13 protein-coding genes and 1 tRNA gene are annotated in these 11,782 nt (G+C 57.1%); 5 read left to right on the forward strand and 9 right to left on the reverse strand.

Features of this window, described 5'->3' with window-relative positions:
- Nucleotides 1-199 precede the first annotated feature (199 nt).
- Nucleotides 200-274: transfer RNA gene (locus QQJ86_RS22180), tRNA-Val, on the forward strand.
- A gap of 429 nt (nt 275-703) precedes the next feature.
- On the forward strand, nt 704-883 hold the full coding sequence (locus tag QQJ86_RS22185) for a hypothetical protein (RefSeq protein ID WP_284323155.1): 180 nt from the start codon (nt 704-706) through the stop codon (nt 881-883).
- Between the two features lie 37 nt (nt 884-920).
- Here QQJ86_RS22185 and QQJ86_RS22190 read toward each other — a convergent pair whose 3' ends face one another.
- The 7 genes from QQJ86_RS22190 to QQJ86_RS22220 form a co-directional block, all read right to left on the reverse strand.
- The gene (locus tag QQJ86_RS22190) at nt 921-1,115 is read right to left on the reverse strand and encodes a hypothetical protein (protein WP_284323156.1); all 195 of its coding nucleotides are present in this window, start codon (nt 1,113-1,115) and stop codon (nt 921-923) included.
- 32 nt (nt 1,116-1,147) lie between these two features.
- Nucleotides 1,148-1,498: a glycine zipper 2TM domain-containing protein gene (locus QQJ86_RS22195; RefSeq protein ID WP_284323157.1), complete on the reverse strand. Its 351-nt coding sequence runs from the start codon at nt 1,496-1,498 to the stop codon at nt 1,148-1,150.
- Nucleotides 1,499-1,614: 116 nt separating this feature from the next.
- Nucleotides 1,615-3,465: a CHASE3 domain-containing protein gene (locus QQJ86_RS22200; RefSeq protein ID WP_284323158.1), complete on the reverse strand. Its 1,851-nt coding sequence runs from the start codon at nt 3,463-3,465 to the stop codon at nt 1,615-1,617.
- 113 nt (nt 3,466-3,578) lie between these two features.
- Nucleotides 3,579-3,929: a response regulator gene (locus QQJ86_RS22205; protein ID WP_284323159.1), complete on the reverse strand. Its 351-nt coding sequence runs from the start codon at nt 3,927-3,929 to the stop codon at nt 3,579-3,581.
- A gap of 395 nt (nt 3,930-4,324) precedes the next feature.
- Entirely contained in the window at nt 4,325-4,774 is a 450-nt protein-coding gene (locus QQJ86_RS22210; RefSeq protein ID WP_284323160.1) for a PA2169 family four-helix-bundle protein, read from the reverse strand.
- Nucleotides 4,775-5,445: 671 nt separating this feature from the next.
- Nucleotides 5,446-5,694 carry a hypothetical protein gene (locus tag QQJ86_RS22215; protein ID WP_284323161.1) on the reverse strand — a complete coding sequence of 83 codons (249 nt, stop codon included), beginning with the start codon at nt 5,692-5,694 and terminating at the stop codon, nt 5,446-5,448.
- Nucleotides 5,695-5,936: 242 nt separating this feature from the next.
- The gene (locus QQJ86_RS22220; RefSeq protein ID WP_284323162.1) at nt 5,937-6,164 is read right to left on the reverse strand and encodes a hypothetical protein; all 228 of its coding nucleotides are present in this window, start codon (nt 6,162-6,164) and stop codon (nt 5,937-5,939) included.
- A gap of 766 nt (nt 6,165-6,930) precedes the next feature.
- Here QQJ86_RS22220 and QQJ86_RS22225 point away from each other — a divergent pair.
- On the forward strand, nt 6,931-7,134 hold the full coding sequence (locus QQJ86_RS22225; RefSeq protein ID WP_284323163.1) for a hypothetical protein: 204 nt from the start codon (nt 6,931-6,933) through the stop codon (nt 7,132-7,134).
- Between the two features lie 283 nt (nt 7,135-7,417).
- A complete protein-coding gene (locus QQJ86_RS22230; RefSeq protein WP_284323164.1) occupies nt 7,418-7,939 on the forward strand; it encodes a hypothetical protein in 522 nt (173 codons plus the stop codon).
- Here the strand turns inward: QQJ86_RS22230 and QQJ86_RS22235 are convergent, their stop codons facing one another.
- The gene (locus QQJ86_RS22235; RefSeq protein WP_284323165.1) at nt 7,940-9,424 is read right to left on the reverse strand and encodes an ABC transporter permease/substrate-binding protein; all 1,485 of its coding nucleotides are present in this window, start codon (nt 9,422-9,424) and stop codon (nt 7,940-7,942) included.
- Nucleotides 9,421-10,191, reverse strand: a complete 771-nt coding sequence (locus QQJ86_RS22240; RefSeq protein WP_284323166.1) for an ATP-binding cassette domain-containing protein — start codon at nt 10,189-10,191, stop codon at nt 9,421-9,423. The genes QQJ86_RS22235 and QQJ86_RS22240 overlap by 4 nt, the downstream gene beginning before the upstream one ends.
- A gap of 302 nt (nt 10,192-10,493) precedes the next feature.
- Here QQJ86_RS22240 and QQJ86_RS22245 point away from each other — a divergent pair, with 302 nt between their 5' ends.
- Nucleotides 10,494-11,666 (forward strand): acyltransferase family protein, encoded by a 1,173-nt coding sequence (locus tag QQJ86_RS22245; protein WP_284323167.1) that lies wholly within the window; start codon nt 10,494-10,496, stop codon nt 11,664-11,666.
- Nucleotides 11,667-11,782 lie beyond the last annotated feature (116 nt).

Genomic DNA, 11,782 nt, shown 5'->3' on the forward strand with positions numbered 1-11,782 from the left:
AGCCCCTGAGTGATTGGGTGGTTGTGCGTGGCACGGCGCCAGACTGTGTCTGATCAAGCCGTGCGGCCGCATGGCGGCCACTCAGAGGCTATGCGAGCCGCGGGGAGATATTGAACGGGCTCTTGGCCTACGAGAAACGCGTCAGCCCCCCGGCTGTTGACGTTCCGCCCCCTAATCCGTATAGTTTCGCGTTCCCGGCGGGCGGTTAGCTCAGCGGTAGAGCACTGCCTTCACACGGCAGGTGTCACAAGTTCGATCCTTGTACCGCCCACCATCCTATTTCAGAAAAACGCCACCTCCCGGGTGGCGTTTTTTTATTGCGACTTGCAACAGATACCCTCTGCCTTTGAGCACCGCCCGCCACTCGGACTGCACACCTTTTTCGATCTGGCCGCAGACACGGCCGCTTTCATTCAGACCGGCTCCCCAATAGCGCTCCAACCCAGCGTGCGCACATGATCTGCGCACGGCCGACGCATCCTCACCACAAAAACAAACCATGCACCGAACGCGATACGTGCAAGACGTTCTTCATGGAACTGACATACCGCATGATCATTCTTGAGGGGTGCGTGATCACCACCATGCCAGACATTTTTCGCGAGAACTCTCGTGAAGAAAATCATTGACGTATCATGCGCGTCCTTTTCAAGCACCCTCTGCAAGGGTGCGCAGCATTGTCTTCTGCCTTTCAGTAAGCATCATGAGCATCCGCAACGCCACCATCGCCATGCGTAAACGCAAAATCGGCCTGTTCGAACAGGAACACGTCGCGTACATGAATGACGGACTGCCACGCCACAACGGCACGCCACGCAAGACCAGGAAAAAGGACGGTGCGCAGCCAAAGAAGACGGCAAGAGCGCTCTGGCAGGACAACTAAGGAAGGTTCGTACTGTTCGTACTGCACGAGGCGATCGTCAAATCAACTCTGCCTCATGCAATAGCTCACCCAGCGTCGACTCGAGCTTCGGCCCGACGAAATGGTCATCCGCCATCCAGTGCAAGGTCGCCAGCAGCGCCGGGTCGGAACTCACCACCAGCGTTCCGCGATCACGACATTCGTTGCCCGCTGTACCGCGGTCGGCCAGATATTTGTTCTGCATTGGGTTCATGAAATCGACCGTAACTGAAGTGCGCAAGCAAGTCATTGCCGCGCGTTGTAGCACCGCTCCTCATAGTGATACGTAGCGTTGTTCGCCTGATGGGCCTCCTGCACCTTTTTGCCCGCGTAACCCCCAGCCACTACACCTCCAGCCGTGGTCAGCACCTTGCCCTTGCCGCTGCCAAACTGATTGCCGAGCAAGCCGCCTGCTGCGGCACCAACCAATGTTCCCGCAATCTGGTGGCTGTCCTTCGGGTGGTCCTGCACCCTAACCCGGTGACATACCTGGTGCGGGCTAGTGGCGGGTGCGCCGCCATTGTCCTGCGCGATGGCCGTGGCCGAGAGCATCAGCCAACCGATCAATCCGAGACTTGCGGTCATTCGCATGTTCATGGGACAGCACCTCTCTTCAGACGAGGTAGCAGTATTATTTTTCGACACGTGTGAGCCAGCCGTAATACCTTTGTTAGCGTATTCAGGCTGGATATTTTCACGCCGTATAGCGTTACCTAGTGCACCGCGCCATTCGCAACGATGGCCGCACGCAGTTCGCGCGATAATTCATCGACGGTGAAAGGCTTGGAAATGAGCCGCACTCCTGCTTCCAGCACACCGTTACGCATGATCGCGTTCCGCGAGTATCCCGTCATGAACAGCACCGTCATATCGGGCCGTGCACCGCGGACGTCGTCGTACAACTCCCTGCCATTGGCGCCCGGCATCACCACGTCAGTCAGCATGACGTCGATCCGGTGATCATTAGCTAGCACCCTGCGTGCCGATTCGGCGTTATCGGCGGCAACCGCTTCGTAGCCTAGGTCCTGCAGCACAGAAACAACGAACGCGCGCACATCGGCATCGTCTTCCACCACCAGCACCTTGCGATGCGGCACGGTGGACGATGGTTCTGCCACAGACAGTCCTGGCTTTTCCTCTTCTTTCGAAGTATCCATCGGCAGATAGAGCTTCACCGTCGTTCCCACGTCAGGCTCGCTGTAGATCTTCACGTGCCCAAGCGATTGCTTGGCAAACCCGTGCACCTGGCTGAGTCCAAGGCCGGTACCCTGCCCCACTTCCTTGGTGGTGAAGAAGGGATCGAAGGCGCGGCTCATTACTTCCGCGGGCATACCGCAACCGGTGTCAGTCATGGCGACCATCACGTATGGGCCTGGCGCCACGCCGTCGTGCGCATCAGCATAAGCACGGTCCAGAAGGACATTGGCAGTTTCGATAGTAAGCTTGCCTACGCCCTTCATCGCGTCACGCGCATTCACCGCCAGGTTGAGAATGGCGCTCTCCAATTGCGGTTTATCGATGAAGGCGCGCCACAGTTCGCCACCTTGCACCGTTTCGATCTGGATGTTCTCGCCGAGCGAGCGACGCAACATCACCGAGACCTCATGCACGCATTGATTGACGTCGACCGATTTGGGCTGCAAGGGTTGCTGGCGCGAAAACGCAAGCAGCCGTTTGGTAAGTTCTGCCGCACGTTGTGCACCGGTCAGGGCATTGTTGGCCAGCGCGCGATGACGGCCTTCGCTTTCGGGCAAACGCCTGATCAGCATTTCCAGGTTGCCGACGATAATGGCGAGCATATTGTTGAAGTCGTGCGCCACGCCACCGGTCAGCTGACCCAACGCCTCCATTTTCTGGGCTTGCCGCAATTGCAATTCCGCTGCTTCGCGTTGCTCGATCTCTTCTCGCAAGGTCTGATTTTTGTCACGCATGTCGTTGGCATAACGGCGCGCCTTCACCACGACCACGAAACCAAGCACGCCTGCGAGCAGCGTCACCAGTATTGTCACTGTCGTGAGAAACGTGCGGTGAAGTGCAGCGACCGCACTGCGGTCATGCAGCATATCCAGCTCAGTACGATCGAAATCAGCGCCCAGATCCTTGATACGACGCATCAGGTTGCGCCCCAGGCTGGCCTTTACCAACCGCATGGCTGCCACTGTATGACCCGCCTGCCGTCGCTCGATGGTGCTGGAAAGCTCGTCCATCTTCGACGCTATCAGCGGATAAAGCGCATCCAGTTGCTTCTGGTGCGCAGGACTTTTTTCAGTGAGCTGGCGCAGCTCACCTTCCAGCACAGGCAGCTGTGTCTTCGCCTTGTCGAACGGTTCGAGGTAGCCGGAATCGCCGGTGAGCAGATACCCGCCTTGTGCCGTTTCGGCTTCCTTCAAGGTGCCAAGCAGCTGCTGGAGGGTTTGCCTGACCTGCATGGAGTGCTCGACCAACCGGTCGGCTCCCATGCTGGATGAGGCGGCGATAATCACCAACGCGCATACGCAAAGCAGCAATGCGAATCCGCCGATGGGCCCCAGGCGAATGCGCACTTGCGCCGATTCGTGCTCCATACGTCAAGCCTTTGATCATACCGGACCGCAGGCTTGCATCCGTGCGCGCTTGTTCCGGATCGTTACGGCGATCCCTGCCAGCAAACCGATGTATCAACGCCATCGACGATGAGTTACGCGTATTCGGTGATAGCTGCCAGCAAGGTTTTGCGATCAAACGGCTTAGGCAGATATGTCATCCACGAGCGCAAACCTTTTTCCGGCGGCTCGCAATCGCCGGACATCACGATCATGGGGCATATGAGCCCTTCCTCGTGCATGGCCATGCCCATTTCGATGCCAGTCATGCCCTGCTTCAGATTCAGGTCGGTGACGATGACACCAATATCGGGGCGTACGGAAGCAACCTGCAACGCTTGCTCGGAACTGCTGGCAGCCACCACTTCGTAACCCGCATCTTCAAGCATGAATGCGGTCACTTCGAGCACATCCCGATTGTCGTCGACGAGCAGAACAGTCTTCATGCCATCCCCACCCGATTCCTCATGCCGTTCCCGGCGATCTGTTGAACCTATTCGGCTTCAACACAACGGATAATGAATATGCATCCAGAATATTCACAATAACGAAAACAAAAATAGACAATGTGAAGCCAAGGTCAAAATGAGCTGATTCGTTCGTCAACGAAAACGCGTTCGCGAGTGAGCGACTTATACCTGTCTAGGTTGGTTCAGCCTTTACCCCCAACGGTGCATTGAAGCGAATAGGCTGGATCGTGTTCGTATTGCTGCTGGCGGGAATCATCTTTGTCGGCGCTTACCGCGCGGCACGCCAACAAGAGGCGCGGTCGCCCACACTCCTTGCGCCACCCTATCGGTGACAACAAGGCTCACCACTATTCGAGCCGTTCGCTGTGACTTTACGCAGCGCGCGGATAGCGTTTCAGCGTTTGCATTTCGTCGAAACCTTCCCGCACCGAAGCGTATGCGCTCTGCACCACCGTGCGCGAAAACCAGGAGAGCCGTCCGTCCTCCAAGGCGCACTCATACTTCGCCTTGACGTGCTCTTCGCCACGCTCCACTTCGTCAACCAACGCACTGTAGCCATAGTCCATCGCGTGACGAAGATTACCGAACACATGGCATGCACGGACCGCAGACGCCCCCTCCACCCGGCGATCATCGCTGATCGCCTCAAGCCGATGCTGCAAGGTCTGTGCAACCTTCCTGCGTTGCGTCGAAAGATCCTCGAACACGGCACGAATGCGTGGATTGCCGATATTGCACGCCACTTTCCGATAGTGTCTGGAGCTTTCCAGTGTCGCACCCACCAGGCCATGGAGGATGCTGACGTCATCATCTGCGTTCATAAGCTTACTCCCCAGGTAGAACATTGCTGGCTTGGTACGCTGATAGTGAATCCACCGCTGTTTAGCAGTGGATTACAAGACGTAAAAATTCTTCTTATAGGCGAAATATCTGCACGTTTTAGCCCTCGCCAAGCGTCATCTTTATCAGCATCTACCTTCGGGAAAGCGCAGCTTTCATCGCAACGTTTCCTTGGGTAATAAGCACCTACTGTTTTTGCAGGATCAAAGACGAAACCGGAAAGCAATTCCTCCTGGCAGGCAGAGAGGAAGACGTTCCTCGCATGTGTACAGATATCTGTACCCCGGGAATGGGGGAGACTCACGTCAGATATCGTTCCAACGCAACAAGGCAGTGCAGCTGAGAGCAACGACGAATGACGCTGCGTTCGGCACGCTAGTGGTAAACGCTAAGACAGTTCCCGCGAATGACGGCCGCCCTCACCCCCATGCAGCCGGGACCATGACATACGATATTTGGAAGCTGCAGATGCTGCGGCGCGTGGTCAAACGTCAACCGACCAACACGTGAAAGTGGGCCGTGGACAGAGGCCGTAGGAAGCAATGATGCCTCCCACGGCCTCATCTCGTTTCGGCACCTGGACCGATATATACGCGCGCCAATCCGCCTCCTCCCCATTCGAGGAAGCGGATCGGCCGCGCTGGCTTTTCGCTTAGTGCGCGGGAGCCGTCGAAGCCGGTGCTGGCGCAGGTGCAGCGCCTGCTGCAGTACCGCTGGCCGGTGGCGTCATGGCGGTGTGCGAAGGCGCCGGTGCTGCGGGAGGCGGATTAGCGGGCGCTGCCGGTGTAGCCGCGGTAGACGAACTGCCTGGCGCAGCCCCGCCGCCATTGTTCGGGTTGTTGCATCCGCCGATGGCCAAGCCAATACAGGCGACTGCGATACCAAGTGCCGTGCGATTCATGATTTTCTCCTGACGTGACATGTGATTTTTCGCGTCTTGGCCGAATGGGCCGTAACCGCCTTCGACTGCTTCTCACGGCCTCGGCCGTGCATCTCACTTAACGATTACCAGCCTCACCTTGATCTCCTTGTATGCAAGGCTTTGTGCAGTAATTGTCAACGTACCGTTGCAAAAACAGAATGAAAGCTAACAAATCGCCCGATTTACCCCGCTAGAAGGGGTTTTAACTGAACGGATACTCATCACGTATGTACCGCTGCCCGTCTGTAAACAAATCGTAACGCCAGATCCGCTCCCCCACGGGCACTGACCTTGTCGCCCCTGATCTGCGGCAGGGGAGCAAACCGTTCCAGGGCTATCGGCACAACACCGAGCGGCAAACCAGGATGTCCACTGTCGGCCTTCTGCATCACGTCGACGGTCAGAAGATGGATCGTATCGATGCAGGACTGATCGAGCTGAGAAAACATGTCGGGATATAAAAATAGAAGTAGACGAATCAGACGCTCTGCTCAGCGTTGCACTCTTCGTGCTCACAACTGCATGGTTTACCTTCCGCGGGCAGTTTGTCGGCCTCAAGGCAGTAATCGCTGCAATACTGCCCTGCTTCTGGCACCTTGCACACGCAAGGTCCGTAGGCGCACTTGTGATCGATCTGCATGCCGAGGGTGCCTCTAATCTACCGGAGCATCTAGCTACAGATGCACAATGCAATGCGGGTAGTTTTTATGAAGTGAAGATGAGATCGCCGCAATGGAGACCGTGGTGCTGGCGCTTTGCGAAAAATTCGGCCCGATCCTGTTGCAGCGTCCACCCAGTCTTCGTTAAGACAAGGAGACGATGGAATCATTTCTGTTGCAGCTTCCGCATGACAGCGAAAAGTTGGCCGATGTAGAACGGAATCACGACCACAGCATTGCTAAAGCTGTGGTGAAAGCAGACCGCAAGCGCACCCCTGAACCCAGGTAATAATCCAGGACACGTAAAACATCCCGGTCACATTTGCTTGCCTTGTTCTTGACATATCCCGTTGCAAGTTAGCCTCGACAGTGTGCAGGCGCCCCATCGTGCCGTTCGCGCAATACCTTTCTTTGCTCGTGCACCAGGATCGCTACGCCACGCGAAACGGCTGTTTCCCAAGTACACCGTGCCCATTTCGTGGGGCAATCATTCAACACAGTAATCGTGCAATTGAACAACGGCTAATGATTTTTCCATCGACCCGGAGGTTCGCACATGACGACCACGCTAGATAAACCCTTGAGGCGCGAAATCGACGTGGAAGGACAGGCTTACACGGTAGTGCTCGATGCCCAAGGCCTCAAGATTACGCGTAAGGCTCACCGCAAAGGCATCGAGCTTAAATGGACCGATATGATCAATGGCGATGCGGGCGCTGCAGAGGCCATGAATGAGTCGGTAGCAGGCGAAGACGGATAGCGATGCGACACGCCAAGCGCCTAAATAAATCCTTTTCCTCTCAGTGGAGGATAGGGGGAGAGCCTATCCTCCACTCGTGCGACTCCGATTTTTGCGAAACCGTTGCTGCAGGCATTTAGCCGAAGCAGACGCTCTGTTCAGTATGCGCAATCGGCACACCAACGGCGTGCACGTCACTCGATGCACCGCCTAGCGCCCATCTATCGACTCCGTCGCCAATCACGTTCGAATTATGCGCATTGTTCTACAGTGCCACCGACGAACGACCTTACGGAGGCACGTCATGGTCGAGCTAGTCGTCGCATGTTTCGATACGCAATTCGAGGCCAATGCCGCCGCTGAAAGGCTATTGTCCCGAGGATTGCAGCGCGAACAGATCGTGCTGAGCTTCGACGAGAGCGTTGATCATTCCGCCTCCAGTTCCAGCGCACCGACCACCGTGGTTTCCAAGGCCAGCCATACCGGGCGCATGGACACCAGTACCGGACGCAAAAAAAGAAAAAGTCTGCCGTCGCTATTGTTTGCATCATCACGCACGCCACCGCTGCCCGATCCGTCCTTGATCGGCCACACCACGCTGATCGTCGAATTGCACGGCGAGATGTCGATGGATGACGCATGCACCTTGCTCGATATCGCAGGCGCAAGCTCTGTCCGTTCGCAGCAACATGCCAAGAAGCCCATCGAGGAAAATCCGGAGATGTGGCCTTCGGTCGGCCACGCATCTCGCGAAGATGTCCAACGCAGTATTGAAGCGGCCAAAGGTGGCGCAACGTTGAGAACGCGCACTCCCGGAAAAACGTGATTACTGCCGTGCTTCCAGGCGCATACCGCGCGGCGTCAACCAGCGCTCCACACCTTCGAACAAGCCTTGCACGACCAGCGCCATGCACGCGGCAGGAATGGCGCCTTCCAGAATCAAACCCGTATCGTCCAGACGGATGCCGGTCACGATAGGTTGCCCGTAGCCGCCCGCGCCAATCAGCGCGCCTAGAGTCGCCGTACCCACATTGATCACAGCAGCCGTCTTGATGCCCGCAAGAATGCTGCGCATCGCCATCGGCAATTCCACGCGGCGCAGCCGCACGCCGCGTGGCAGGCCCAAGGCTGCGGCGGACTCGCGCAGATCCGGCGGAATGCTGGTAAGGCCGGCATAAGTGTTGCGCACGATCGGCAGCAGGCTATACAGAAACAGCGCTGCGATGGCCGGCCACGTGCCGATGCCGAAAAGGGGAATCATGAACACGAACATCGCCAGCGATGGGATGGTCTGCAGCACGCCGCTCAACGCCATGATGAGGTGACCCAGCCGCTTCGTACGCGCCGACCACACACCCAGCGGGATCGCGATCAGCACCGCCGCCATCAGTGAAATCAGCACCAGGCGCAGATGCTCCACCGTACGTAGCCACAGCCGCTTCCACATATTCGCGCCATCGCCATCCGGTTGTACGCCGAGGAAATCCGCCGCTGCAACGGTTTCCTTTTCACCGTGCAGTTTCACCATGGCATTCATTTGACGCATCGCATCCGCACTGATACGCCCGGCGAGGCTCTTCAGCACGTTGACGAAAGCCGGCGAACTGCCTTCCAAATCAAGTCGGTACACATAGACCGCGTCGTAGTGCGGAAAGTAGTGCCGGTCATCATCAAGCGTACGCAGATGGTAGTAAGGGATCTCTGCATCCGTACTGTAGAGATCGATCGCATCCACGGCGCCGCTGGCCAGCGCGCGATACGAGAGCACGTGATCCAGCCCGCGAACCTGCGTTTGCGGCAAGCCATAGCGCTGCCGCAAGCCTGGCCAGCCATCACTGCGAGCCATGAACTCGTTGGAAAAGCCCAAGCGCAATTCGGGATGCGCCGCCAGATCCGAAAGGCTGCGAATGCCCAACTGTTTGGCGCGATCTTCGCGCATGCCGACGGCGTAGGTGTCATCGAAGCCCAACGAATCGGTGATGCCGACGCCGAGCGGCTTTAGCGCAGCGCGCAGGATAGGAATATCCGCATCGGGCGGCACGTTCTTCAGCAGCTCATGTGTGAGTGTGCCGGTGTATTCGGGATACGCATCGATGTCGCCATGCTGAAGCGCACTCCACAAGATGGCAGTACCACCTAACTCGCGCTGATGCACCACCGACACACCCTGCTGCCGCGCCGCCAAGCGCGCCATTTCACCAAGGAGCACCGATTCGGTGAACTGCTTGGAGCCGATGCGCACTGGCGACGCATGCAGCCACGCTGGCATCAGCAGCAACATCATCGTGATAGCTAGCCAAGCGCGCTTCATGATGCAGCTCCACGCAGGGTGCGCTGCGCTTGCACGAAACGTGTCACGAAGGAATCGGCAGGCCGCTGGCACAAATCATCCAGACGGCCATCTTGCACGACCTTGCCATGGCGCATTAATACCAGCCGATCGGCAAACCAGGCCGCTTCGGCCATATCGTGCGTAACCACAATGACCGTCTTGCCGAGCTGGTCGAAGATCGCTTTCAGCTCGTCCTGCAATTCGTGACGCACGATGGGGTCGAGTGCGCCCAACGGTTCGTCCAATAGCAAGGCGTCGGGGTTGAGCATCAATCCGCGCATCAATGCAACGCGTTGGCGTTGGCCGCCCGACAATTCCGCCGGATAACGCTCCAATGCACCTGGCGGCAGATGCGTGAGCCCGGAAAGTTCCTCGGCGCGCTGGCGAATGCGGTCGCGACTCCAACCGAGGTGATGCGGCAACAGCGCGAGATTGCCCAGTGCGGTGAGATGCGGAAACAGGCCGCCTTCCTGGATCACGTAGCCGACGCGCCGGCGCAGCGCCAAGACGTGTGTGGGTCCCAGTACCGATCCATCCACCCATATTTCGCCGCTGTCCGGCCATTCCAGCCCCAGCAATACGCGCAGCAAAGTGGACTTTCCGGAACCGCTGCTGCCAATCAAGGCGGTGTTGCTGCCGGCTGGAAAGCGCAGCGTGACATCGTCCAACGCAGGGATAACGCCGTAGCGTTTGCTGACGCCGCGGAGCTCGAACGCTTCGGTGGAGGCGTTGCTGGTGAATGGCATGCAGGCAACGTATGACGGAGGAGGGAGCTTGAATCTACCAGCCCGAAGGACTTTCCCCAAAAAACACGACTAGCATCGCTAGAAATGCAGGCAAGATGGCAGGCATAACCCGTATGAAAGAAGCTCCGAAGGACGCCAGCGCACCGGATTTCAAGTATCGTGGTATCTGGCCCAGATGCCATTGTGGATACACCAGCTATGGCATCGACCTGATTCACCGATGTCAGCCTCCATAGCTTTCATCAGGTACGTAGGCACTGCAAATTTCTTCCAGCACCTGGTGCGAACGCAGTGAGCATAGTGTGACCACCGAAAGACGCAATGCAGATATTGAATGCCTGCGCGCTATGGCAGTCCTGGGTGTCGCATTCCTTCACCTGCAAGGCAATCTGTTCCATCCGGAACTGTCCTGGCTTCATCGGTTCCTGCAGCATTCCAGCTATTGGTCCGGGGTCGACCTGTTCTTTGCGATTTCCGGCTTCGTGATTGGGCGCAGCCTTTTGCCACCGATGCTAGAACACCAACATCACCTGAGAAATCAATTAAGAACCATCTGGGCTTTTTGGATTCGTCGCGTATGGCGATTGCTTCCGTCTGCCTGGCTATGGCTGATGCTCATTCTCGTAGCAAGTATTTTCTTCAATGAAAGTGGTGTCTTTGGCACTCCACATGCGAATGCGATGGCCGCTTTGGCCGGTATGTTGAATATTGCCAACGCGCGCGGTTTCGGTGGCGCCTTCTTCCAGTATGAAAATGGTGCCAGCTTTGTATATTGGAGCCTGTCACTGGAAGAACAATTCTATTTTCTGTTACCCATACTCGCGCTATGCCTGCGCAAAAGAATTGGCGCGTTGATGATCGTGCTCTTCCTGATTCAGCTTTTTCTTGTTCGCACTCCGCTTTTGATGTCGTTCCGAAACGGCGCCATCGCCCTGGGCGTATTGCTCTCCATCGCGGAATCCGGCATTGCCTATCGCGTTGCCAACCCCAGTTGGCTTCTGCACTTGGGAGGGATGCGTTGGATAGTCCCGCTAATGCTGTTCGGACTGCTTTCGGTGTTGGCCTCCCCGGATTTGCAAAACTGGAGGTGGCGAATCAGTGCCATAGCGGTAGTGTCAGCCACGTTGGTATGGCTAGCCTCCTATGACAGTGACTATTTGTTTCCCACGGGCCGCTTCAAGCAAGCACTCGTTTGGGTCGGCGTCCGATCCTACGCCATCTATCTGATACATATCCCTGCGTATTACTTCATACGCGAAGCCGCATTCCGCCTTGGTATCCAGATAGCCAATGCGGACTTCGCGCATACGGCGCTGCTGTTCATGGCAGCCGTCGCTGTGATGACGGCGCTAGCCGATCTCAACTATCGCGTTATTGAGCGCCCGTTGCGTCGCTACGGCAGATCTCTCGCAAACAGATGCCTGAATCGGAATACGCCACCTATCGTGTTGCCGACACCTTTGCACCCTTCTTGATCAGACAACGGAAAATCCGTACTGATCTTTATCCAGAACACGCTGGCTTCGCGCCATGTGGGCGCCAGCGGCCAGGGCTGTAACGATCCCGGCTCGACCTCTCCGAGGGAGGAGAG

This window comes from Dyella acidisoli (assembly GCF_030160295.1).
Taxonomy (GTDB): domain Bacteria; phylum Pseudomonadota; class Gammaproteobacteria; order Xanthomonadales; family Rhodanobacteraceae; genus Dyella_B; species Dyella_B acidisoli.

Bases quoted from the DNA above. Each gene is read 5' to 3' on its own strand.
- QQJ86_RS22185 (WP_284323155.1), top strand. From the start codon at position 704: ATGAGCATCCGCAACGCCACCATCGCCATGCGTAAACGCAAAATCGGC.
- QQJ86_RS22190 (WP_284323156.1), bottom strand. From the start codon at position 1,115: ATGAACCCAATGCAGAACAAATATCTGGCCGACCGCGGTACAGCGGGC.
- QQJ86_RS22195 (WP_284323157.1), bottom strand. From the start codon at position 1,498: ATGAACATGCGAATGACCGCAAGTCTCGGATTGATCGGTTGGCTGATG.
- QQJ86_RS22200 (WP_284323158.1), bottom strand. From the start codon at position 3,465: ATGGAGCACGAATCGGCGCAAGTGCGCATTCGCCTGGGGCCCATCGGC.
- QQJ86_RS22205 (WP_284323159.1), bottom strand. From the start codon at position 3,929: ATGAAGACTGTTCTGCTCGTCGACGACAATCGGGATGTGCTCGAAGTG.
- QQJ86_RS22210 (WP_284323160.1), bottom strand. From the start codon at position 4,774: ATGAACGCAGATGATGACGTCAGCATCCTCCATGGCCTGGTGGGTGCG.
- QQJ86_RS22215 (WP_284323161.1), bottom strand. From the start codon at position 5,694: ATGAATCGCACGGCACTTGGTATCGCAGTCGCCTGTATTGGCTTGGCC.
- QQJ86_RS22220 (WP_284323162.1), bottom strand. From the start codon at position 6,164: ATGTTTTCTCAGCTCGATCAGTCCTGCATCGATACGATCCATCTTCTG.
- QQJ86_RS22225 (WP_284323163.1), top strand. From the start codon at position 6,931: ATGACGACCACGCTAGATAAACCCTTGAGGCGCGAAATCGACGTGGAA.
- QQJ86_RS22230 (WP_284323164.1), top strand. From the start codon at position 7,418: ATGGTCGAGCTAGTCGTCGCATGTTTCGATACGCAATTCGAGGCCAAT.
- QQJ86_RS22235 (WP_284323165.1), bottom strand. From the start codon at position 9,424: ATGAAGCGCGCTTGGCTAGCTATCACGATGATGTTGCTGCTGATGCCA.
- QQJ86_RS22240 (WP_284323166.1), bottom strand. From the start codon at position 10,191: ATGCCATTCACCAGCAACGCCTCCACCGAAGCGTTCGAGCTCCGCGGC.